General features: G+C 45.2%; 21 protein-coding genes, 2 pseudogenes and 1 riboswitch. Of the genes and pseudogenes, 10 read left to right on the forward strand and 13 right to left on the reverse strand.

From position 1 onward, the window contains the following. Positions 1 to 274 precede the first annotated feature (274 nt). Together ABXT62_RS12685 and ABXT62_RS12690 are read left to right on the forward strand one after the other, a co-directional pair. Complete coding sequence (locus ABXT62_RS12685) at positions 275 to 751, forward strand: hypothetical protein (RefSeq protein ID WP_415355646.1); 477 nt, start codon at positions 275 to 277, stop codon at positions 749 to 751. A 21-nt stretch (positions 752 to 772) separates the two neighbouring features. Further along, a pseudogene (locus ABXT62_RS12690) lies at positions 773 to 952 on the forward strand (Arm DNA-binding domain-containing protein); the annotation flags it as partial. 150 nt (positions 953 to 1102) lie between these two features. Here the strand turns inward: ABXT62_RS12690 and ABXT62_RS12695 are convergent. The 3 genes from ABXT62_RS12695 to ABXT62_RS12705 all read right to left on the reverse strand — a co-directional run bounded on the left by ABXT62_RS12695 (position 1103) and on the right by ABXT62_RS12705 (position 2825). Then, entirely contained in the window at positions 1103 to 1786 is a 684-nt protein-coding gene (locus tag ABXT62_RS12695; RefSeq protein WP_415355647.1) for an IS6 family transposase, read from the reverse strand. Between the two features lie 7 nt (positions 1787 to 1793). After that, on the reverse strand, positions 1794 to 2225 hold the full coding sequence (locus ABXT62_RS12700; RefSeq protein ID WP_415355648.1) for an integrase core domain-containing protein: 432 nt from the start codon (positions 2223 to 2225) through the stop codon (positions 1794 to 1796). Positions 2226 to 2324: 99 nt separating this feature from the next. After that, positions 2325 to 2825 (reverse strand): helix-turn-helix domain-containing protein, encoded by a 501-nt coding sequence (locus tag ABXT62_RS12705; RefSeq protein ID WP_415355649.1) that lies wholly within the window; start codon positions 2823 to 2825, stop codon positions 2325 to 2327. A 556-nt stretch (positions 2826 to 3381) separates the two neighbouring features. On the opposite strand from ABXT62_RS12705, the gene cobU reads away from it, so the two are divergent. The 6 genes from cobU (at position 3382) to ABXT62_RS12735 (ending at position 7364) form a co-directional block, all read left to right on the forward strand. Beyond that, complete coding sequence (gene cobU, locus ABXT62_RS12710; protein ID WP_415355650.1) at positions 3382 to 3906, forward strand: bifunctional adenosylcobinamide kinase/adenosylcobinamide-phosphate guanylyltransferase; 525 nt, start codon at positions 3382 to 3384, stop codon at positions 3904 to 3906. Continuing rightward, positions 3906 to 4940 carry a nicotinate-nucleotide--dimethylbenzimidazole phosphoribosyltransferase gene (gene cobT, locus ABXT62_RS12715; protein WP_415355651.1) on the forward strand — a complete coding sequence of 345 codons (1035 nt, stop codon included), beginning with the start codon at positions 3906 to 3908 and terminating at the stop codon, positions 4938 to 4940. The genes cobU and cobT overlap by 1 nt, the downstream gene beginning before the upstream one ends. A gap of 50 nt (positions 4941 to 4990) precedes the next feature. Further along, complete coding sequence (locus ABXT62_RS12720; protein WP_415355652.1) at positions 4991 to 5605, forward strand: histidine phosphatase family protein; 615 nt, start codon at positions 4991 to 4993, stop codon at positions 5603 to 5605. Between the two features lie 2 nt (positions 5606 to 5607). Continuing rightward, positions 5608 to 6369, forward strand: coding sequence for an adenosylcobinamide-GDP ribazoletransferase (locus tag ABXT62_RS12725; RefSeq protein ID WP_415355653.1), 762 nt, complete (start codon positions 5608 to 5610; stop codon positions 6367 to 6369). A gap of 296 nt (positions 6370 to 6665) precedes the next feature. Beyond that, positions 6666 to 7097: an amino acid permease gene (locus tag ABXT62_RS12730; protein WP_415355654.1), complete on the forward strand. Its 432-nt coding sequence runs from the start codon at positions 6666 to 6668 to the stop codon at positions 7095 to 7097. A gap of 24 nt (positions 7098 to 7121) precedes the next feature. Beyond that, entirely contained in the window at positions 7122 to 7364 is a 243-nt protein-coding gene (locus ABXT62_RS12735) for a hypothetical protein (protein WP_415355655.1), read from the forward strand. Between the two features lie 183 nt (positions 7365 to 7547). Here ABXT62_RS12735 and ABXT62_RS12740 read toward each other — a convergent pair. From ABXT62_RS12740 to cobW, 9 genes and pseudogenes are all read right to left on the reverse strand, one after another. After that, positions 7548 to 8299 (reverse strand): annotated as a pseudogene (locus tag ABXT62_RS12740) (transposase zinc-binding domain-containing protein); the annotation flags it as partial. Continuing rightward, positions 8215 to 8808: a hypothetical protein gene (locus tag ABXT62_RS12745; protein ID WP_415355656.1), complete on the reverse strand. Its 594-nt coding sequence runs from the start codon at positions 8806 to 8808 to the stop codon at positions 8215 to 8217. The gene ABXT62_RS12745 and the pseudogene ABXT62_RS12740, both read right to left, overlap by 85 nt. A 57-nt stretch (positions 8809 to 8865) precedes the next feature. Next, complete coding sequence (gene bluB / locus ABXT62_RS12750; RefSeq protein ID WP_415355657.1) at positions 8866 to 9513, reverse strand: 5,6-dimethylbenzimidazole synthase; 648 nt, start codon at positions 9511 to 9513, stop codon at positions 8866 to 8868. Beyond that, the gene (cysG, locus tag ABXT62_RS12755; RefSeq protein WP_415355658.1) at positions 9514 to 10899 is read right to left on the reverse strand and encodes a siroheme synthase CysG; all 1386 of its coding nucleotides are present in this window, start codon (positions 10897 to 10899) and stop codon (positions 9514 to 9516) included. Beyond that, complete coding sequence (locus ABXT62_RS12760; protein WP_415355659.1) at positions 10899 to 12080, reverse strand: aminotransferase class I/II-fold pyridoxal phosphate-dependent enzyme; 1182 nt, start codon at positions 12078 to 12080, stop codon at positions 10899 to 10901. Before ABXT62_RS12760 ends, cysG begins: the two co-directional genes overlap by 1 nt. Next, the gene (gene cbiB / locus ABXT62_RS12765; protein WP_415355660.1) at positions 12068 to 12994 is read right to left on the reverse strand and encodes an adenosylcobinamide-phosphate synthase CbiB; all 927 of its coding nucleotides are present in this window, start codon (positions 12992 to 12994) and stop codon (positions 12068 to 12070) included. The genes ABXT62_RS12760 and cbiB overlap by 13 nt, the downstream gene beginning before the upstream one ends. Before the next feature lie 5 nt (positions 12995 to 12999). Then, entirely contained in the window at positions 13000 to 14508 is a 1509-nt protein-coding gene (locus ABXT62_RS12770) for a cobyric acid synthase (protein ID WP_415355661.1), read from the reverse strand. Continuing rightward, a complete protein-coding gene (gene cobN / locus ABXT62_RS12775) occupies positions 14508 to 18347 on the reverse strand; it encodes a cobaltochelatase subunit CobN (RefSeq protein WP_415355662.1) in 3840 nt (1279 codons plus the stop codon). Before cobN ends, ABXT62_RS12770 begins: the two co-directional genes overlap by 1 nt. Beyond that, a complete protein-coding gene (gene cobW, locus ABXT62_RS12780) occupies positions 18347 to 19432 on the reverse strand; it encodes a cobalamin biosynthesis protein CobW (RefSeq protein ID WP_415355663.1) in 1086 nt (361 codons plus the stop codon). The genes cobN and cobW overlap by 1 nt, the downstream gene beginning before the upstream one ends. A 272-nt stretch (positions 19433 to 19704) precedes the next feature. Continuing rightward, a riboswitch (cobalamin riboswitch) is annotated at positions 19705 to 19900 on the reverse strand. A 100-nt stretch (positions 19901 to 20000) separates the two neighbouring features. On the opposite strand from cobW, the gene ABXT62_RS12785 reads away from it, so the two are divergent. Both ABXT62_RS12785 and ABXT62_RS12790 read left to right on the forward strand, forming a co-directional pair. After that, positions 20001 to 20477: a hypothetical protein gene (locus ABXT62_RS12785; protein ID WP_415355664.1), complete on the forward strand. Its 477-nt coding sequence runs from the start codon at positions 20001 to 20003 to the stop codon at positions 20475 to 20477. Between the two features lie 14 nt (positions 20478 to 20491). Further along, complete coding sequence (locus ABXT62_RS12790) at positions 20492 to 21604, forward strand: sirohydrochlorin chelatase (RefSeq protein WP_415355665.1); 1113 nt, start codon at positions 20492 to 20494, stop codon at positions 21602 to 21604. On the opposite strand, the gene cobM is transcribed toward ABXT62_RS12790, so the two are convergent. Then, positions 21601 to 22416: a precorrin-4 C(11)-methyltransferase gene (gene cobM, locus ABXT62_RS12795; RefSeq protein WP_415355666.1), complete on the reverse strand. Its 816-nt coding sequence runs from the start codon at positions 22414 to 22416 to the stop codon at positions 21601 to 21603. The genes ABXT62_RS12790 and cobM overlap by 4 nt on opposite strands. Between the last annotated feature and the right edge of the window lie 30 nt (positions 22417 to 22446).

Below are 22446 nucleotides of genomic sequence, written 5' to 3' on the forward strand. Positions count from 1 at the left end.
GCCCTGTTTATAAGCGCTTTTGGGGTTATACTCCATCTTATACCATCCAACGAGTCCTATTGAATACCGTCAAATTTGTCGGTACAAGTATCGGTACAATCGATGTCTATTGTCACCTTAGCCATCGCTTGAACTCACACTGAGTTTATTCCTCGAACCATACTCGCAGGCAAACACAATGAATATAGTCAACTCAACAATTTCCTATTACAGAACTTGCAAGACTCCCCGGAGTAATCATGAATCGCCAATCCGACAGCCAATGAGGCTGTTTTTGGCACTCACATTCGTGTTCATCGCATTCAGTAACTCAGGTGTTCTGCAAGCAGCGGAGGTCACGACGAAGTTCACGATTCATCAAGATGAGCCTAGTCTGGCTCGCGTTGATATTGGTCAGAAGGGGCAGTCCCACGGAGACCTGATGGCGTTCGACGCAACTGTACAGGCAACCAATGGTGAAGAGGGAAAGCTAAGTGGCTTCGTTCTGACCGTTGACATTCCCGAAAAGGAGCATGAGGTGTTTCAAGATCGAATCGTCAGCATGGTGTTTGACTTTGGTAATGCGAACACCTTGGTGATTTCGGGTAAGTCGGTTTTCCCTCATCGTGGCGAACTTGAGATAGCCAAAAACATCCCGCAAATTCGAGCCATCGTTGGGGGTACAGGAAAATACATTGGCGCCCGTGGCCAAATCTCCACCAGACATGATGACGATGAAGGATACACCCATGTTATCGAATTAGTGGATTAGAGCCACTCGAAGGTACGAAAGCTCACCGACGGCGGCGGACTGCATTTACAAGTACAGCGCACTTGCGCCCGATATTGGCGCTATGACTATCGTTATGCTGGCAAGCGGAAAATCCTGGCTCTTGGAGTCTACCCTGAGCAAGCCAGCGCGCCAACGAGCTCGAAGGCGCCAGGGCCTGGGGAAAAGCCATCAGTCTGCTAACACAATCGAACCGCCAATAAGAGACCACGAAAATAGAGCCACGCCTGGTCCGTGCTCGGCATCAGGCCTTTCTGGCCCGGGCAGACAATGCGCCTAGCGTAAGTATCGGCAAGTTAACTTTTTGACATCAGAGGAATTTAGTCTCAAGTCTCATGCAACCGCCCTACTCCATTCAGCGAACGCACTCACCCTGAGATCACGGTAATGCTGAGCCCTGACCTTATGCCTACCCAAATTGTAAAGGTTTGACACTGCAGCATGAGCGCCCAGAAATCTTTGAGCCTGCTTGATTGATTTAAACTTCCGCATCACCCGCTCTCGCACTCTGGTCGGCTCATGGGATTGCTCGGCCCGATTGTTCGCGTACTGGGAATTATCGTGAAGAGCATCCGGTATCAGTTCACGGTGAGCAACGCTATACCTGCGTAGCTTATCGGTCACAATCTTCCTGGGTTCGCCGCCATGACTGTGTAACAGCCTTCTAAAAAACCGCTTTGCTGCTGCACCATCTCGCCTGGCCTGCAAAAATACATCAACCACTTCTCCGTCCTGATCAACAGCACGCCACAGGTCATGCTGCTTACCGTTGATCTTGATGAAAACTTCATCGATGTAGAACGTGTCGCCGTAGCCTCGGTGTTTTCGTTTCAGTCTTCGAGTGTATATAGCGCCGAATTTTATACACCACAGTCGGATCGATTCATGGCTGACGGTTATGCCTCGTTCGGCAAGTAGATCTTCGATGTCTCTGTGGCTGAGATTGAAACGATAGTAGAGCCAGACGGCGTAAGAAATGATATCGGGTGGGAATCGGTGGCGTTTATAAGTATTCATCCGTCGATTATACGGATATCAGTAGCTTAACTTGGCGGCACCCTACTTCGATGGGAGTGGAGCCATCCCGTCCAGAATGTGTCCGACATCCCTTGTAATAACACTGATATCCACGCAGCTTGTTTTCCAGGTCAGTCGCAGTCCAGAAGAGTGTCTGCTCAAGCAACTCTCGCCGAATGCTACCGATAAGCCTTTCCACAAAAGGATGTGACATCGGCGCATATGGAACTGATTTTATTTCTTCAATATCAAACACGCGCAGATTGGCTTTCCATCGGTGGTATTGAAAGAGAGGATCGTTATCCGAGCTGAGATGTTTTGGCCAGCATCGTCCAGAGGTGGCTTGGTTGAACATGCGGCAGAGAGTTGGTCCATCCACGTTACCTGCATGCACACCAAAGCCAATGATGCTGCGGGTGTACTGATCCATCACGACCATTACCCAGTGGCTCTTCAATACAATAGATTCACAGCGGAAAAGGTCTACGCTCCACAAGCTGTCCTTCGTATAGCCAATAGTTGTAAGCCAAGATGGCCCTCAGTTGTTTGGGTCTGGTTTGAAATAAACCGCGAGTACACGCCTGACAGTGTCTTTATCCAAGGCCAGCCCGAATGCTAAGTTGATCTGCTCTGCGATTCGAGGACGACCGTATCGAGGGTTGCGTCGTTTCATCGCAACGATGGCCTCAATGATCTCTCTGGACGGGCCCTTTGGACCTAGTTTTCCACCGCCACTTGGTGAGTACAGTAGTCGGTATTTTCGTTTCTTCAGCGCGTTATGGAATGACAGCAGGGTGGAAGGCGTGATGATTATGGCGGCTCTGACAATACGTCTGGGATTCAGAAATAACGTCCTGAAGCCGAGTAAGGTGCGATCCTGTGTTGAAAGGTTCGGTGCTCGTTGCCGCGACCTGCTGTGGATTATCAGCTGCTGCTTCAAGAGCAGGTTTTCGGCAATAACTGTCCGACTGCCGCCGGGTTGAAGTAGCTTTGCGACGGTGGTGAGCAGGTGAAAAAGCAGGTAAATGACATCCTTCATGCCTACGGAGGGTAATATTTGGTGGAGCAAGCAGCAACAGGCAACACTCTGATATTATTGGGAAATTACTATTTCGCCAGAGACAGGTGTTCAACGAAATACATTCATTATTTACAGGCGATGGCGTTAATAGCCTGTAAATATTTGTGCAGTCCGCTTTTGCATCTACATGTCTGATAGCGAAAAAAAAGCGCAGTTTGCTAGAGTGCTTGCTCAGATATAGGAGCAAGCGAGGACATCAGCAGTTATAGGTATTAGATAAGTCATTAGTGTGGTTCAACTTGGCTTATCCGCAAATAAACTAAAAGATTATTGTGACTCTAATTAACAGATATATTGAATGTAAATAGTGCGGCATGATTTAAAGCTAGTCATTTTCCGCATTGATTAAACAGCGACAAATAGGCATGGTTATTTGCCAGTGTTAGATGGGTCGAAACGGATTGTTAACGGAACGCCTATTTTGTAGATATTTCGGGTTAATATAGACTTTGTGGAGCATTCCCTAAATCGGAGTGCAGATTGTTATACTTTTTTTAGCGGGTTTTACTGAGCAATGAATTTACACAGTGAATTACTATTAGGCGGTGCGCGCTCTGGCAAAAGTAAATTAGCCGAGCAACGGGCTACTGAATCTGGCTTGAAGTTGATTTATATAGCCACTGGTACCGCTGGCGATGGTGAAATGCACGAACGAATTGCCCTTCATCAAGCTAGCCGTAATGAATCATGGCAGCTAGTAGAAGAACCTATAGAATTGGCAGAGGTTTTGTTGTCTCACTCCAATGCTAATAGCTGTATTTTGGTTGATTGCTTAACTCTTTGGTTAAGTAATTGTTTGCATCATAATTGCTGGGAACAACAGCGAGATAAGTTGTTAGCAGTGTTTAGTCAGCTTAGCGGTAGAGTAATATTTGTTAGTAATGAAGTGGGAATGGGTATTACCCCAATGGGAGAATTGACGCGACGCTTTGTCGATGAAACTGGTTTTTTACATCAGCAACTTGCCAGTATGTGCGATCAGGTTACCTTGGTGGTCGCCGGGCTTCCGCTACAGATAAAACCAGTGGCAGCAGATTGATGAATAACTGGTGGCAGCATCCGTCAAAAGTAATTTGTCAGTCTAGTAGGCAGTTGGCAATAACTCGGCAACAGCAATTAACCAAGCCAGCCGGATCACTCGGCTTATTAGAGCAGGTAGCCGTAGATTTTGCTGGCTGGCAGCAGCGTGAAATTGCGCAGTTAGATAATATTCAAATATGTGTGTTCGCTGGCGATCACGGTGTTGTAGAGGAAGGAGTCTCTGCATTCCCGCAAGTTGTTACCGGTGAAATGGTTAGAAATTTTGTCAGTGGCGGTGCCGCTATTTCAGTAATAGCTAGGCATATTAGTGCCACTTTTTCGGTGGTTAATATGGGCTTGGTTGCTCGCCTTGACGGTGTTGCCGATGTAATTAATTGCAGCATAGCTCAAGGTACCAATAACTTTTCCAAAGCTACTGCCATGGATAGTGATCAAATGGCTAATGCCCTGCAAGCAGGTGCTGAGCAGATAAATAGCGATACTGAGCTGTTTATTGGCGGTGAAATGGGTATCGGTAATAGTACCTCCGCCGCAGCAATTGTTAGTGCCGTATTGGGGTTGTCTGAAGATCAAACCGTAGGCAAAGGAACAGGCGTTGATGAAGCGGGTTTAGCTTCTAAGCGAGCAGTAATTAAACAGGCGATAATATTACACAAGCAGCGACTAACTACACCAGAAGGAATTTTAACTTGCCTTGGTGGGTTTGAAATAGCGGCCTTAGTGGGTGCCTACATTCGTTGTGCTCAACTAGGCGTTCCGATATTAATAGACGGGTATATTAGCTCAGCAGCGGCGTTATTAGCCTGTGAGTTTAATCCTAGCGCTCGCTCTTGGATGTTGTTTGCACATCGCTCACAAGAGCCTGGCCATGAATATATTTTGGCTGCACTTAAGGCGTCGCCCTTGCTTGATTTACAATTGCGATTAGGCGAGGGCAGTGGTGCTGGAGTTGCCCTACCCTTGGTCAAAATGGCATTGGCATTACATGAGTCAATGGCGACCTTTGAACAAGCTCAAGTTTCGAATACATAAAGGTAAGCTTTAATAACTGATAGTAGTCATTATGCGAGATAGTAATAGTCATGCGAGATAACGAAAATTTTACTTTAATAGATATATTGCGCCATGGGCAGTGCCAGGGTGGTGAAATCTATCGGGGCTCGACAGATGTGTCGCTAACCGATTTGGGTTGGCAGCAAATGCGAAATGCAGTGGCTTCTCATAGCGGCTGGGATGCTGTTGTCAGCTCGCCTTTAACGCGTTGTAAATTGTTTGCACAAGAGCATGCGGCTGAAAATCAAATTCCTATAGCCATTGAGCATGACTTTCGTGAAATTCATTTTGGCGAATGGGAAGGTCAGCTAGTTAGTGATGTTTGGAAAAACGATCAAGAGTTCGTTATGCAGTATTACGCTAAACCAGGTAGTGTTACTCCAGTTGATGGTGAGCATATTCAGGTTGTTCAAGATAGAGTTGTTGCTGCGTTTACTAAGCTATTGACTGATTATAAAAATCAACATGTGTTAGTTGTCCAGCACGGTGGAACGATAAGATTGTTACTAGCGCATTTAATGCAATCGCCTTTAACGGCGATAACTCGTATTGAAGTCGCCTATGCTTCAATGACTCGAATAAAAGTGTTTCATCATAGTGATTCATTTTCGCCAATGATTTTGGGTCATTATCCGGGTGAGTGAAATTGAATAAATTATGCAGCAGCTGGCAATGCTTTGTTATATCGATGCAGTTTTTGTCACGTGTGCCAATGGGTAAAACCATTATTGCTAGTGATATGCAGTGGGCACAGTCGGTTTATTATTATCCACTTGTTGGTATTGTATTGGGGATTTTACTCCTCATCGTGTCATTTTTCCTTAGTGGTATATCGACGTTTTTGTCAGCTATTATAATTTTGACCCTTTGGGTTGCTTTTACCGGTGCGCTGCATATTGATGGTTTAGCCGACTGTAGTGATGCGTGGGTAGGTGGGCAAGGTAGTCGAGAAAAAACACTTAGAATAATGAAAGACCCTGCTGCTGGACCAATAGCTGTGGTTGTTATCGTGCTAGTGTTATTAGTAAAGTTCGCTGCCTTAACTGTCTTATTGGGCTCACCCCATTATCTTGCATTGCTAATTATTCCATTGTTAGCGCGTTCTACTTTATTGGCTGCATTTATCTATGCACCGTATGCAAATCCTGAGGGCATTGGGGCGCAGGTTGCTCAATACTTATCGCCTAAGCTGATAGGTTTTTGTCTACTTTTATCGGTCGCTATTACGGTTATTTATTTACCGTGGAGTTCGGCGCTAGTGTTGTTGTCAGTTGCTGCTGCAATGTTTTACTTATGGCGTAATGAATGTATCAAACGGTTGGGAGGTGTTACTGGCGATTGCATGGGCGCCTTGGTTGAATTACAGGAAGTGGGTATGTTGCTGATATTAACTTTGTCGTTAACTTGATGAGGCTTATTCGTATTCATATATTGGCTTAATGCAATGTTGTTAACCTTGGGGTGGATTGGCTATATTATTGTGACGGATACCCTTAGAAGTCTTTTGAAACGCCCCGTTCAAATTGCAGCGGCTATTTTTTTATGTAGGTTCTGTAAGTAACTTTTCTGCATTGTTCAAATTGGAAAGCAAGGGATGAGAATTACGTGCACAATTCAAAATACGCATTTATACCGAGAAATGGGATAATAGTGGAGAGTTAGAAGGCCATTCTTTTATCTGATTTAGAGTGAATAAAACTAATAATGAGTAATACAGCTAAATTTAGCCCATCGACCGCCGCCGCTATTGTGATTGGTACAGGTGTCTTTACGAGTCTGGGATTTCAGTTAGTCGATATTAAATCAGGCTTTGTTATTTTGGTGTTGTGGGTTTTAGGCGGGATAATCGCTATTAGCGGAGCACTTTGCTATGCCGAACTTGGTGCTAGGCTGCCTAGGTCGGGCGGAGAATATAATTTCCTCAGTCAGATATATCATCCAATGGCAGGGTTTATCTCTGGCTGTGTGTCGGCCACTGTTGGCTTTGCCGCACCTACCGCTCTTGCCGCGATAACGTTCGGCGTATATTTATCTTCAGTTTTTCCTCAATTATCGCCCTTATGGCTGGCAACCGGTTTGGTAGTGGTAATGACATTAGTCCATGCTACTAGTCATCGTAATAGCGGTAATATATAAACCGTTTTTACCCTCGCTAAAATTGTGCTGGTTATCGGCTTTTCTATCGCCGCTCTTTACGCTGTAGATAATTATCAGTTAATTAGGTTTACGCCAGCACCAGGCGACATTGAATTAATCACCAGTGGCAGTTTTGCTGTTGCACTCATTTATGTAGGTTGTGCCTATAGCGGCTGGAATGCAGCAACTTACCTAACGGGTGAGCTAGAAAACCCGGCTAAGACCTTACCTTTAGTGCTAGCAGTTGGCACTGGTGTAGTAATGTAAGTATAGGACAAATAAACGGCCTATTGAGATTAGATTTCCTGACTGATGCCCCTAACTGAACGGGAGAAATTCGCGACATACCCGCCTACTGCTCTGAAAAGTTGTTCGCTGAGGTGACCGTGCAATTCCTATTCGTCCATTCCTAAACGAGAGCCCGCAGCAGTCCGTGCCATGGGGTTTTCAGTGGCGTCCCTGCTGATGAAACTCCGTCCCGGCGAAAAGAGACAGCGTGGCAGGTGGCGCCCTGGTTGGCGGTATCAGAAGGGGCCGGGCAGGGGCTGCAAATCGTGCAATGAAATCCACCGGATCGAAGGCCACCTGGGTTGTTCCGTCTCGGTAAGGCGTCTTCAGGGTGTAAACCACCTTGCCCGTAGAGCTGAGTGATAGACGTGGGATGGCCACGGCGGGGCGAGCGATGTACCGGCAGAGGCGCTCCCATTTATCCCTTTGATGCCCCTCACAACTCACGCCGGCGTGCAGGGAAAATCCATTGGCCTTGGCGACGCGTTCCAGTTCGGGATTAGGCCGGTCGAGTGGGCGGCAAACAGGTACCGTAGAGGAAACGGAAAACTGATCACCCACTGACGCAATGGCACATCGGGGAATACCTCGTCCAAGAGAAGGGCCGCTGTCTCGGCCATACGGCGGGCGTCACAGCTGGGGCAGAATCCACGCTTCTTGCAGGAAAACGCCACCAGTCGCTCGAAGTGACAGGTATCGCAACGCACGCGAAGGAACCCGTATTCGAGGCGACCGCATTTGAGATACGCTTCAAATTCTCGATGGACATGAGCGGGAAGATTTTTGCCCTGACATTCCAATTGCTCAACCAGGGCGGGGTAGTGTTTCTCTACAGGTTGGTAGAGCAGAGTTTGCTCTGGGCGATGACGTTCATAGGTGGCGTGACCAAGGGCCCCCTTGCCTGATGACAGCATGCTGCGTCGACTCCAACACAGTTGAAGTCAAACACAGTGGGCCCCTGAGCTTTGGCCGCGCAATTAGCAAAGTCGGCTAATTGCTTTTCAATACCTGCATCGTCTAGCGCTGCAGGGATCAGTGGCGACAAGCGTGATTTAACCGGCGACGGCGCGACAATGATTTCGGCAAAAGCTAGGGGCCCTGCATGCAGTATTTGCATACACATTTTTACATCTTTACCGGCGCTATGAACCGCTTGAGTAACCATTCGGTGTTGGTCGGCTTCTTCAGAGGTAGCCAGTTTGGTGCCTGCCCCGCCTTCTACATTAGGCGCAATACCACCTGTAATAATCATACCGACACCACCAGCGGCACGTTCAGAAAAATAGGCCGCCATGCGTTCAAATCCATTTTCGGCTTCTTCAAGCCCAGTATGCATAGACCCCATAATGGCGCGGTTTTTTATGGTAGTAAAACCTAGGTCAAGCGGGGCAAATAGATTGGGGTATTTAGTCGTGCCTGTCATAAAGTGTCCGATGCTAAAATAAGAGCTAATAAAAGTTGGGAGATGCCACTACTAATGTTAACCCTGCCAGTGATTCTCATAGACCATACTGTCAAGCGATCTTTCCTCTGCCCAGTTTTCCATAACCAGCATAGGCTTTTCATAAAATTCATCAACATGACCAATACATAAAATAGCAATGGGCTGGCTAGTACTTGGCATCGATAACAGCGACTTAATCTCTTCGGGTGAAAATAACGACACCCACCCCATACCAATACCTTCAACTCTTGCTGCTAACCACATGTTTTGAATTGCACAGGATAAAGAGGCCAAATCCATTTCTGGCATTGTTCGTCGCCCAAAAATATGTTCTTCTCTGCCATCGGGTAGTGCAGCAATAAGTAATTCTGAACACTGCATCACGCCCTCTACTTTCAGTTTTAAAAACTCTTTTTTCCTCTGTCCTAAGGCTTCACTGGTTAGCTTGCTCTCTTTATCGACAATATTAAAAATAGATTGTCTTATTAATTTGTCGGTAATTCGAATAAAACGCCAAGGCTGCATTAGACCTACACTAGGTGCCATATGCGCAGCGACAATAATCTTCTGCAAAACATCACTCTCTAATGGCTTGCCATTAAAGTGGCGCATATCACGACGCTGGGCAATAGCTTTATAAACTGCTTTTTTTTCACTGTCTGAATAGCTGTGAGAATTGCTCATTTACGCGTTAAACCAGCTGAGTTTTTCCGCCAACTGCACGACACTGCCAACAATAAAGAGAGACGGTGAGGAAACCTGCGCTGAGGCTAACATGCTTTCAATCTCAGTAAGATTTGATACCAACACGCGTTGTTCATGGGTAGTCCCCTTTTCAATTAATGCAACATGGGTATCTGGCTGCATACCGTATGTTATTAACGATTCACATATTATTGGCAGACTTTTCAGCCCCATATAGAACACCAATGTTTTACCCGGCGAAATTAGTTCTGCCCAATCTAAGTCAACAGTACCACTTTTTAGCTGACCAGTTACAAATTGAACGGATTGGGCATAATCTCGATGAGTTAAAGGGATACCTGCATAGGCCGAACAACCACTGGCAGCAGTAATACCCGGCACAATTTGAAATGGCACTTGGAAATCGACCAGTGTCTGTATTTCCTCCCCGCCTCGGCCAAAGATAAAAGGGTCGCCGCCTTTAAGCCTGACGACTCGCTTACCTTTTCTCGCTTGGTCAACAAGCAATTGGTTAATATCATCTTGAGGCACAGCATGATTGTCACGATTCTTACCCACGTAAATCAGCTCGACCTCGGGAGGGATAAAAGCCATTACCGCTGCAGAAACCAGTCGATCATACAAAACAACATCTGCTTTTTGCAATAATCGAAACGCCTTTAACGTTAAAAGCTCAGGATCTCCTGGCCCAGCACCAATTAAGTAAACTTCACCTTGTAAATTAAATTTTTCGGGGTCGGCTAACGCTGATTCAAAAAGATCATGTGCGCGCTGCTCTTTACCCATATAAATAGCTTCAGCAACACCACCTTGGATAATATTTTCCCAAAACGTCTTGCGAATATTATCCTCAGGGATAGATACTTTTACCCGCTGGCGATAGTTGCCAACAAAATCTGATAAAGCGGCAAAGGTGGATGGTATATAAGCGTCAATTTGTTGTTTTAATAGGCGTGAAAGTACAGGAGAATTGCCACTATTGGATACAGCAACAGTCAGTGACGCTCGTTCAATAACTGCAGGAAATATAAAATCACCAGCGGCAGGATCATCAACTACATTTACTGGAATACGATTAAGATTGGCATAATTTGCAATAGCTAAATTAACAGCCTTATCATTGGTTGCCGCAACGACTAACTCATAATCATTTGCCAATTTTGTTAAATCGACGGCTTGCTTATCAAAACTGGCACCAGAGTCGATTAAAAAAGATTCCAATTTAGGTAATATTTGTTTACTAATAAGATGAACAGTAGCGCCAGCTGAAATCAATGCACGAGCGCGCCTTTGAGCCACATGACCGCCGCCTATTATTAAACAAACGCCCTTATTTAGACGATGAAAAAGGGGGAAATATTGCATCAGTTAGCATCCACTTGATAATCTAGTAGCGCGGCGACGGTATCTATACTACACAGTTTTTTTACAGCATCTTGAATACGTTGTACCGCGCTATCATTGTCTGAACTGATACTACCAAAGCGAAGCAATGCATTATTGTCATCGATAATAACAACTCGTGTAAGCAGACCTAATTTTGCTAATACATCATTTAAGGTCAAGGCTAGGTCTATACTCATTGCATAAGAAAAAAATAAAGAAGCGCTCATGACTCCCTTAAAATTAAAATGCTTTGCGAGCGGATTTAATAGATTTTTCATCACTGTGGCATTAATTAAGATTTGCTGCCTAGTCAGTTTTTGCCAATGAACATCATTCATCGCTATTGTTGAAATAGCTTGCGCTGGGCCATTAATCTGCCATGTGCCGAAAATAGTTTTCAACTTTTTTACTATTGCTTGATTGGCAAAGACAAAGCCTAAACGAATACCCGCCAAACCAAAAAACTTACCAAATGAGCGTAATATAATAATATTGCTAGGTAATATACCGATGGTCAGTAAACTTTGATGACCTACATCGATAAAAGCTTCGTCAACAATTAAATATGACCCCGCAGCTAATTTTTCAGCCCAAGCACATAGTATTTCGTTATCTATTTCGATGGCTGTAGGATTATTAGGGCTTATGACAACAAGATGTTGGGCGGCATTGCTCGCCAAACTTGCGTCAATGTCTTGGCACATATCACTAACCGACACGCTTGAATAATAGGCTAGGCTTGCCCCCGAATTACGCCATTGTTTAGCATGTTCTTGATAGCCCACTGCTGGCAACAAAACGTCGCCATGACTTTCGTTAATTAGCATATTGGGTAGAGCTTGTATGGCTTGCTGGGAGCCCACCACTGGTACAAAAATACCATACCCATAATAGTTTTCTACGGCTTGTAAAAAATCTGGCCGCCAGTAGGGTAAGTTCTGAAATGCTTGAACAGGTATGTCAGGAATAGGATATGACTGCGGATTCATTCCGGTCGAAAGATCAATCCAATTGCTTAACGGTATTCCATAGCGAGCTGCTGCGGTCTCAATATCGCCGCCATGAAGAGGAAGGTTATGGCGTAACTGACGCAAGCGCTCGTCAATACTATGATTTGTTAATCGATCGCTAGATGATTGCATGCTAGTCATAACAGCCATGCCATCAGCCCTAATGCAAAGAGCCAAAGCAGAAGGGATTTATTAACTAAGTCGCCCGCACGTTGAATGCTCTGATGACTGGCTAAAGTATGCGCACTTTCTATCGGACCCAACACCGGTCGAAATTGCAGCTTACCATCATACGACGTCTCGCCGCCTAAAGAGGTATTAATCGCTCCAGCGCCTGCCGCCATTACTGGACCGGCGTTTGGACTTTTCCAATTAAAGCCCTGCTGCTGCCAGCAACGCAGTGATGTTGTAAAATCACCAACTACAGCATAACTAAGGGCAGTTAGCCTAGCGGGAATAAAATTGAGTAAGTCATCTAACCTTGCCGCAGCCCAACCAAAATTTAAGAATCGATTATTCTTATAGCCCCACATTGCATCTAAGGTATTACTTAAGCGATAAAGCACAACCCCTGGAACGCCCAACATACAGAACCAGAATATTGCGGCAAAGATTGCATCAGCGCCGTTTTCTAATACCGACTCAGTTGCCGCCTTAGCAATCTCGGTTTCATCGAGTGCGGCTGTATCTCGGCTTACAATCATTGATAAAGCGAGCCTTGCCTCATCTATTCTATTGTCTGTTAACGGCTTAATAACAGCGTTCGCATGGGCAATAAGACTATGCCAACCAACGGCAACATAAAGCATCACCGCACTATAGATAAAATGAGCAATCGGATATGACAGCAGCGCACTACTAATAAGCGAGAAGAGGCCGACAATAGGAAGCACGGCAATAACTAGCGCTATAATTCCATTCACTTTTTGACGACTATTGGTGAATGCTGTTTTATTTAGATAGCCTTCACAAGTATTGGCGATATTGCCAAAACCTACCAACGGATGCCACTGTTTTGGTTCACCGCATATTCTATCGATTAACAGCGCGATAAAAACAGTCAAGGTACTCAAGAGACTGGGCGCAATGATAGTAATTGTCGTAATGTGGTTATGGGTAGTACTTGTTCTACCACATCAGCCAGACGGTTTATCTCATTCTCACGATAGGCTTGATAGTCAAAATCAGCTAATGTTATTAAACCTGCCCACCTTAGTATTTCGCCAAGCATTGCCTTTTCATCAAACGCACCATGCACATAGGTGCCAATGATTTTACCGTCTGTACTTATCGCACCATCGTTGAATGTACTGCCGGCAAAGCTGCCATCGTCATGTTGCAGCCTTAGTGATAACAATGGTGAGGCCAGTGCGGCGCCGGTGCTAATTCCTGCATGAATCTCATAACCGCTAACCTGTGCGCCGCTTGTTAAGCTTATGCCTTTCACATTACGCAGAGTTTTACTGCCGGCCAGCGTGGTTTCAAATTCTAATAAACCTAAACCGCGGGAAGAACCCGCCGCAGACTCTATTCCCTGTGGGTCATGAATGGTATCACCCAACATTTGAAAGCCGCCGCAGATACCGACGACTTTGCCGCCATAGCGCAAATGGCTATTGATAAGCTCTGGCCAACCACTATCTTTCATTGCCGCTAAGTCGCCACGTACATTTTTACTGCCTGGCAAAATAATGACATCGGCGCCACTGAAGTCGCTGGCCTCTTTAACAAATTCACAATCAATAAGCGGGTACATTCGTAAAACATCAAAGTCAGTATGATTGCTAGTACGGGGATAATTGATAACAACTATTTTTAACCGATTTTCTTCAGTCTTTTGTGATTGATTATTACTAATACTGTCTTCAGCTTCTATGTGTAAATCATGAATATAGGGAATAACTGCCAAGGTTGGCACTGAGGTTTTTTCCTCTAGCCAGACTAAACCCGGGGTGAGTAAATCGACGTCACCGCGAAAGCGATTAATCACAAAGCCGACGACTCGCGCGCGCTCTGAATCACTTAATAAGGCATAGGTGCCGTATAAATGTGCAAACACGCCGCCACGGTCTATGTCGGCAACAATAATCACTGGGCAATCAACTTTTTCAGCAAACCCCATATTAGCAATATCGTGTTCGCGCAAATTTATCTCTGCAGGACTGCCAGCCCCCTCCACTATTACCGCTTGATAGCGCTGGCTTAGTGAATCATGAGCAGCCACAACGGTATTAAGCAGATCTGGTTTGTACAGGTGATACTCAGTCGCTTTCATGTTGCCAATAGATTTACCATTAACAATGACTTGAGAGCCTAAATCACTATTGGGTTTTAATAAAATAGGATTCATTTCAATAGAGGGTGACAAATAGCAGGCTTGAGCTTGAACGGCTTGCGCTCTGCCAATTTCGCCACCACATGGAGTAACTGCGCTATTTAAAGCCATATTTTGTGATTTAAACGGCGCTACTGAAATTTTATGGCGCGCCAAAATGCGGCATAATGCAGTTACCAAAATACTTTTTCCCGCATCAGAGGTAGTGCCTTGCACCATTAATGTAGTGGGCGTTGAAAACATTAATTAGCCCTTTCTTGCTGCGCATCTATCTCTAACAACAAATCTTGCAGCTGTTGACTGTAATCGCCGGGTTGTTGCCACAACCCGCGCTGGGTAGCTTCTAATAATCGCTCGGCCATCTCTTCTAATGCGCTCGGGTTATGTTCTTGCATAAACTGCTGAATATCATTATTGAGCACTAGGGCATCGGCAACGCTTTCATATTGATAATCGTCAATCAGATTAGTGGTTGCGTCATAGGCAAATAAGTAATCGACACTGGCGGCCATTTCAAAGGCCCCTTTGTAACCATGCTCTTGCATGGCGGTTATCCATTTAGGGTTTAATACTCGCGAGCGAATGACTCGGTTTAATTCTTCCTTTAAGGTGCGAACTTTTGGCTGCGCTGGATTTGAATGGTCATTGTGATACACCGCTGGCGCATCGCCAGAAAAAGCAGTTACTGCATTGGTCATACCCCCCTGAAATTGATAATAGTCATCGGAGTCGAGTAAATCATGTTCGCGGTTATCTTGATTTTGCACCACTGCCTCAAGCTTACTTAAACGGTGTTGAAAAGAATCTTTAGCGTCAACGCCGTCACTGTCTGACTGCTGATTACCATAGGCATAGCCGCCCCAGTTAAGATAAGCCTGGGCTAAATCATTGCGGGTTTCCCAGCAGCGCTCATCAATGAGACCCTGTAAGCCAGCACCGTAAGCCCCAGGTTTACTGCCAAACACTCGATAGCTGGCTTGTCTATTGGCATCAACAGGCGGCAAGCCTTGCTCAGTTAATTCTTGCGCTCGCTGCTCAACATTTTGTTGAATAGTATTCATGCCCCCCGGCTCGTCAAATTCTGCCAGCGCTTGAACGGCACTATCATAAAGCTTCATTACATTGGGAAAGGCATCACGAAAAAAACCAGACACGCGTAAGGTTACATCTACCCTAGGCCGATGTAACAACATCGCCGGTATAATTTCAAAATCAATAACGCGCTGAGAGCCTTTGGCCCAAACCGGTTTAATTCCCATTAAGGCAAAGGCTTGGGCAATGTCGTCGCCACCTGTGCGCATAGTGGCCGTACCCCAAACAGATATACCTAGCTGCTTTGGATAGTCACCATGCTCTTGGAGGTGTCTTTCAATTAACGCCTGAGCCGATTTTTTTCCCAGCGCCCATGCTGCAGGAGAAGGAATTGAACGGTTATCTACCGAGAAAAAATTACGCCCCGTGGGCAATGTATCCAAGCGTCCACGCGTTGGCGCGCCACTTGGCCCCGGCTCGACAAACTGTCCGTTTAGACCACCGATCAGCGCTGATATCTCTTGCACCACACTGGTTTTTAGCGCTTGATACAATACCTGTTTGGCGTAGTGGAGTTGCACGCTGGTTTGCGGATAAGCGTGGATAAAGTCTTTATCAATTACTCGCTCACCTATCACATAGACACTTATCAACTGCATGGCTAGCAGTTCAAGTCGCTCGCGAGTATCGCCGCTAGTGCGCCAATCACTATTATCAACGGCTAATAATTGCGGTGGTTTCGCCCCATTCCAGACTGACACTTGATCAACAAATGGGTCAAATAACTCATCCCCATCAAGCAAATTCAAATCAACAATAAGATTATGCAACAGCCCTTGATCTTTAGCTTCACGACCGCGGGGCAGACGAAGTAACGCCACAATGGTATCGCTAAGCTTGTCAGCGGCTGGTAAAAAACCTAACACATGTAAGCCGTGACGTATTTGGGCTTCTTTAATGTCGCACAAATAGGTATCTAGCTGTGCCAATACGCCGTCATCAGATTCATTTTTACACGACAACTCTTGCAACACATTAGTGTCTTTAACTTGCTGTATAATCTTTTCGCGCAACCATTTCTCGCGGCGAATATCTAGACCCATGGCTTGATAATATTCATCCACTAAAGCCTCTAACTCAGCTAAATCGCCATAAACTTCGGCTCGAGTCATTGGCGGCATTAGGTGGTCGATAATAACGGCTTGTGCGCGCCGTTTGGCTTGCGCCCCTTCGCCTGGGTCATTGACAATAAACGGATAAAAGTGCGGTATTGGCCCCAAACTTATATCTGGCCAACAATTTTCCGATAAGGCAGTGCCCTTACCAGGCAACCATTCTAAATTGCCATGTTTGCCAACGTGTACCACGGCATCTACTTGATAAACATGACGTAACCAAAAGTAAAACGCCAAATAACTATGCGGCGGTATTAAGTCGGGATCATGATAGTTGGCCAACAAATCCATGTTAAAGCCGCGCGCCGGCTGAATACCAACAAAGGTTCCACCAAGGCGAATACCGGCCAGCATAATGCGCCCGCTACGACACTTAGGGTCAGCTTCTGGCGGCCCCCAGCGCTCTAATACCGCTTGTTGATTTTGCTCTGGCAACTGACTAAAACACTGTTGATATTGAGCTAAACTAATACTCTGCCAGCAGGGCAGCTGATGTAACGTGTTGGGGTTATTCGTCACCGCCCCTAACAACTCTTTAATCAATTCAGTGCCGCCAGTAGGAATAGACTCGACCGGATAATTATTGTCTGCCAGTGCCTGCAAAATATTAATTGTTGATGCTGGTGTGTCTAAACCGACACCGTTGCCAATACGCCCGTCCTTGGTTGGATAGTTAGCTAAAATTAGCGCCAGTCGTTTGTCTTTATTTGGCTTAATTGATAACTGGCAATAGCGCTGCCCCAACTCCGCAACAAAGTTGGCACGCTCTTGGTGTAAGACATAACGTACCACTGAAATTTCACAGCGCTGGCTATAATGCGAATCTGACTTAAAGCTGACGGCCCGAGTAACTATACGCCCATCCATTTCTGGCAACACTACTTGCATAGCAATGTCGCGGCTACGCAGACCTTGGCTATAGCTTTGCCAATCTTCTTTAGTACTACTAGACAGCACTAGCTGAAAAACGGGGATCTTTTTTATAAAGGGAGAATTAAAATCACTGGGTTGAGATGACAAATCAGGGCTAGCCACTGTATTGCTCGCAAAACCCGTAGTGTTAATAACCAGCTTAGCCCCCGCTTGATCTATTAAAGCATTCACCAAGGTTAACGACTCAGGATCCTTAAGTGAGCTAATGGCTATCGGCAATGGCTGCAGGCCATGTGCCTCTAGCGTACTGATTAAGTTATCGAACATAGCGGTGTTAGCACTTTGTAAATGGCTGCGATAAAATAGCACCACACAAACCTGATGACTTAACTCGCCCCAACGCTGATGCCAATCGGCATAGCTAGCTTGGGAATGTTTAAGCTTTGATGCCGGCATATACATCATACAATTAGGCAAGCGCTCGGGTTCATGCCATTGATAGCTTTGACCATCGATATATTGATTAGCCAAAAAATAAAACAGTTGCTGATTATTGACGGTGCCGCCTTCACGTAAGAATTGCCAAACCCGCTGACTATCTTCGGCCTCAATAGTCGATGCAGAAAACAACTGCTGGTCTGGACTGTTATCGCCAGGAACCAAGATTAAGGTTCTGTTATCGCACGCCCTTGCCCATGCTTGCAACCGATCGAATCCATATTGCCAATAACTAGCGCCACCCAAAAAAGACACTACAACAACTTTAGCCTGATCTAAAACCTTGTCTTGATATAAGTCAAAGGCTGCTGGTTTTAATAACTGCAACCAATTGGCTAAGCGAATAGAGGGATAAGTTTCTGATAATGATTCAGCGCTATTGGCCAGCGCGGCTAATGAGCTGTCAGCGGCTGATAATATAACGATATCGGCAGCTGATTGCCCAAGGTCAATAATGCCAACATCGTCGGTGAATCCACCAGGTTGGGCAGCCAGTAAGTGCATTAGGCGCTAACGACTTCGGCCTTTAATAACTCGGCTTTAATATCTGCTTCGACGATACCTTTACCGATAAAGACCAAGCTAGTGGCGCGAGCTTCATCGCCAGCCCACAGGCGGTCAAAATGCACATCCAGTCGCTGGCCTACCGCTTGAAGTACTTGGCGCATCGGCTTGCCAGGTAGTGCTGCAAAGCCTTTAGCTCGGTAGATATTTTGGGTAGTAATGAGTTTGGTTAACATTTGTTGAATTTTATCTTCGTCTACTTCACCCAAGGTAATGACGAATGAATCAAAATGATCGTGGGCATGGGCATGATGCTCGCCATGGGCATGGTGATGATCATGATGATTATGCACATGATTTATTTTGTCTTCGGTGGCTGCTTCAATACCCATTAATAAATCTAAGCGCACCTCACCATTGCTAATGTAGCTTGTTTTTACCGAATCTGACACTTTACCCTCAACGACAGCTTTTACTAAATCGCGCGCACTGTCATCGAGTAAGTCATTTTTACTGACGACAACAATGTCGGCGGCGCTTAACTGGTCTTCTAGCAACTCTTTTAAACTAGGATCATGGTTTAGGCTTTCGTCGGCCAGACGCTGGGCTTGCACTAGCGCTTCATCATTAGCAAAACGCCCCGCCGCAACCGCTGGCCCATCGATTACAGTAATAACCGCGTCAACCGTAAAGTGTTGTTTTATTTCTGGCCAATTGAATGCTTGCACCAATGGTTTTGGCAAAGCCAAACCCGATGTTTCAATGAGAATATGATCGATATCATCACGGCGCTCTACTAACTGCTGCATTACCGGTAAAAACTCTTCTTCTACTGTGCAGCAAATGCAGCCGTTGGCTAATTCATAAATGCCGTTTTCGCCTTGCGCCAATGACGCACCTTCATCTTCGCAGTCAAGTGGGCAGCTACGGAGTAAGTCTGCATCAATATCTAATGCGCCAAATTCATTCACAATTACGGCAATACGTTTGCCAGCGGCCTGCTTTAATACATTAGATAACAAGGTTGTTTTACCACTTCCCAAAAAACCGGTAACTATTGTGGCTGGTATTTTATTCAACTGCATTTTTAAAACCTCTCAATGCGCAACAACTTAAACCGCTACTGCTAATAAATAGTTTGCTAAAATTTATAGGTAATTCTAACCCGCGCAGTCCGCGGAATTATCGAAAGAAAGTAAGAGTCTTCAATCGACAGCAGAACTGCAGCTAAGGATGATTTCAGTAATATAGATTTTTCATCGATACGCCTGCTATCAGGTTAATCCTGCAAAAATAATTGGCGTCGGGATAGTATGGAAGAAATCGTAAAGAATTTCTTCTGATGCAGTCCCCGACATCAGGTATAAACGATAAAGGCAGGTCTACTGGCTCACAGCTCAAATATTGCTATTACCTTCCCAGGGGAAACCCCAGTGGTATTAATAGCGACTTACTGCATACAGTTGCGGGGACAGCTACTTTTTGCATCCAAATCAAACTGGAGCAAGGCATTCCCTATTAATCCGTACGGAACCTAAAATCGTAATAACATAATACCTTACCGATAAAAATATTTCTATAAAATAGCGCTTAATAGTTTTTTTTGTTGCCGTTAGTTGCCATAATCGCCCCGACTTACAAAAAAGGTTTCGAATGAAAACATCAACGTTTAGGGCTCTTTATTTAAGCGGTCTATTTGGCTTACTAATAACGGCCTGCAGCGATGAGCCGCTTCATAAAGCAGCGCCGGCTCCCGTGACTCATGATCATAATAAGCACCAGCATGGTGACACGGATTTATTGAGCATTAACCCCGAGACTGAAAAACCAGAGATACTATTATCGGTAGTAGCAGACTCAGTGGCAGGATGGAATATTCACATAGCGGTTAGTCACTTTAGCTTTGAACCTGAAAACGTTAATCAGGCGATCAGTTCATTGCCTGAAGGCCATGCGCATATATATGTCGACGGCTATAAAATAGCGCGAGTATACAGCCCATGGCACCACTTAAAGGCACTAACGCCTGGCCCACATACAATTCGTGTCGGTCTAAATGCCAATGATCATAGTAATCTAAGCTACAATGGTATTGTGCTAGAAGCGACATCGAATATTATTCAACACTAACAAGATAAGCAAATATGAATCTATTAGAATCTTTACCTAAAAACGCTGGCGTACTTATTTGTGGGCATGGCAGCCGTGCGAAAATTGCAGAAGAGGAATTCAGTTTACTAGCCAAAGGATTACGTGATCGCTACCCAGACTTAAACGTAGAATATGGTTTTTTGGAATATTCTTCGCCCAATATTCATATGGCTTTGGACAAATTATTAGCTCAAGGCGTTGAGAAAATTTATGCAGTGCCAGGCATGCTATTTGCTGCTACCCATGCTCAAAATGATATTCCATCGGTATTAATCACTTATCAAGAAAAACATCCAGGGTTAGAGATAGAGTATGGTCAAGAGCTAGGTTTACACCATGAAATGATTCAGGCCTTTCAGGCACGTATATTAGAATCTATGGGCTTAGACCATGTTCATGACGGCGATTTGTATGACACTATGCTAGTAGTGGTTGGCCGCGGAACTTCAGTCAGTGAAGCCAATGCGGAAGCTGCAAAGCTAACCCGAATAGTCTGCGAAAACTTAGGCTTTGGCTGGTCTGAAACGGTTTATTCTGGCGTCACTTACCCATCAGTCGGTCGCGGTTTAGAAATGGCGATTAAGCTAGGTTATAAAAAAATTGTTGTCGCTCCATACTTCTTATTTGGTGGCAAGCTCATTGGCAGAATCCACGCTTATGTCGATAAAGTGGCGGCAGAAAACCCCGACATAACCTTTATGAAAGCCAATTATTTACGTGATCAAATTCACGTCATCAACACCTTTGTGCAACGGATCGAAGAAACTATTATCGAACCTGAACCGGCTATGGGTTTAATGCAAAGCTTTAAACAGCGCCTAGCCAAAGGGCAAGTTGATGTCCATCACCATCATGCCGAATTTCAACCAGAGGGACGTGCACATTCGCATGCTAGCGCCAATGATACTAGTCACTCTCATAGCCACTCTCATAGTCACGGGCATTCACATGCCCGTTATAAGCACATAGCCCACCCCAACGGACCGCGCACTATGATTAACGAAAACATGTGTTGTTGTTTTATGGGGCAATTTCCTCAACATATTATTGATGAAGAAAAAGCCAGTAAACCCGAGTTGGCAGGAACTCCTAGCTGTAAACGCTAGGACTTACCCGTTGGATGAGCTAAAGCCGTATCGACACTTCTAGCTTTAGTGCCTTTAACCTTAGGGCGATAAACATGGGCTTTACTCTCATCATAAAGATAAGAATCACGAAATTCTTCTGTCCCTAAAACATGTCCCACCAAAATAAGTGAAGTGCGAGTAAACTTCTTAGCGCGGACTTTAGCAACAATATCTTTTAACGTGCCGGTAACTTTATCTTGGTCTGGCCAAGAAGTACGATAACACACTGCCACCGGACAATCTTCGCCATAGTGCGGAATAAGCTCTTCCACTACTTTATGAATGCGCGTGATACCTAAATGAATGGCCAGTGTTGCGCCACTGGCGGCTAATGCAGGCAGGCGCTCACCCTCTGGAAACGGCGTTTTACCCTCATAACGGGTCATAATAACTGTTTGCGACACACCCGAAAGCGTTAGCTCTTTACCTAGCCACGCTGCTGATGCGGAAGCGGCGGTTACACCAGGGATGATTTCAAAATCTATATTTAATTCATCCAAACGTCGAATTTGCTCGCCTATGGCACCATATAAAGAGGGGTCACCGGAATGAACTCGGGCTACATCTTTGCCGTCTTTATGGGCGTCCTCAATATGGGCCATAATTTGACCTAAATCTATTGATGCCGTATCGATAATTCTTTCAGCACTGTTTTCTACAGCGCTAAATATTTCTCGCGGCACTAGTGACCCTGCATATAAAATTATCGGACAGTGATTAATAAGTTTTTGCCCTTTAACGGTAATAAGTTCTGGGTCACCGGGACCCGCGCCAATAAAATAAACTGTCATGGTTATTCCTTAAAAAGCTATCTACCAATA

The organism is Halioglobus sp. Uisw_031 (assembly GCF_047729875.1).
Classification (GTDB): Bacteria; Pseudomonadota; Gammaproteobacteria; order Pseudomonadales; family Halieaceae; genus Marimicrobium.

Coding starts and splice junctions, on each gene's coding strand:
- ABXT62_RS12695 (WP_415355647.1), bottom strand. CDS start 1,786: ATGAATACTTATAAACGCCACCGATTCCCACCCGATATCATTTCTTAC.
- ABXT62_RS12700 (WP_415355648.1), bottom strand. CDS start 2,225: ATGGTCGTGATGGATCAGTACACCCGCAGCATCATTGGCTTTGGTGTG.
- ABXT62_RS12705 (WP_415355649.1), bottom strand. CDS start 2,825: ATGAAGGATGTCATTTACCTGCTTTTTCACCTGCTCACCACCGTCGCA.
- cobU (WP_415355650.1), top strand. CDS start 3,382: ATGAATTTACACAGTGAATTACTATTAGGCGGTGCGCGCTCTGGCAAA.
- cobT (WP_415355651.1), top strand. CDS start 3,906: ATGAATAACTGGTGGCAGCATCCGTCAAAAGTAATTTGTCAGTCTAGT.
- ABXT62_RS12720 (WP_415355652.1), top strand. CDS start 4,991: ATGCGAGATAACGAAAATTTTACTTTAATAGATATATTGCGCCATGGG.
- ABXT62_RS12730 (WP_415355654.1), top strand. CDS start 6,666: ATGAGTAATACAGCTAAATTTAGCCCATCGACCGCCGCCGCTATTGTG.
- ABXT62_RS12745 (WP_415355656.1), bottom strand. CDS start 8,808: ATGACAGGCACGACTAAATACCCCAATCTATTTGCCCCGCTTGACCTA.
- bluB (WP_415355657.1), bottom strand. CDS start 9,513: ATGAGCAATTCTCACAGCTATTCAGACAGTGAAAAAAAAGCAGTTTAT.
- cysG (WP_415355658.1), bottom strand. CDS start 10,899: ATGCAATATTTCCCCCTTTTTCATCGTCTAAATAAGGGCGTTTGTTTA.
- ABXT62_RS12760 (WP_415355659.1), bottom strand. CDS start 12,080: ATGGCTGTTATGACTAGCATGCAATCATCTAGCGATCGATTAACAAAT.
- ABXT62_RS12770 (WP_415355661.1), bottom strand. CDS start 14,508: ATGTTTTCAACGCCCACTACATTAATGGTGCAAGGCACTACCTCTGAT.
- cobN (WP_415355662.1), bottom strand. CDS start 18,347: ATGCACTTACTGGCTGCCCAACCTGGTGGATTCACCGACGATGTTGGC.
- cobW (WP_415355663.1), bottom strand. CDS start 19,432: ATGCAGTTGAATAAAATACCAGCCACAATAGTTACCGGTTTTTTGGGA.
- ABXT62_RS12785 (WP_415355664.1), top strand. CDS start 20,001: ATGAAAACATCAACGTTTAGGGCTCTTTATTTAAGCGGTCTATTTGGC.
- ABXT62_RS12790 (WP_415355665.1), top strand. CDS start 20,492: ATGAATCTATTAGAATCTTTACCTAAAAACGCTGGCGTACTTATTTGT.
- cobM (WP_415355666.1), bottom strand. CDS start 22,416: ATGACAGTTTATTTTATTGGCGCGGGTCCCGGTGACCCAGAACTTATT.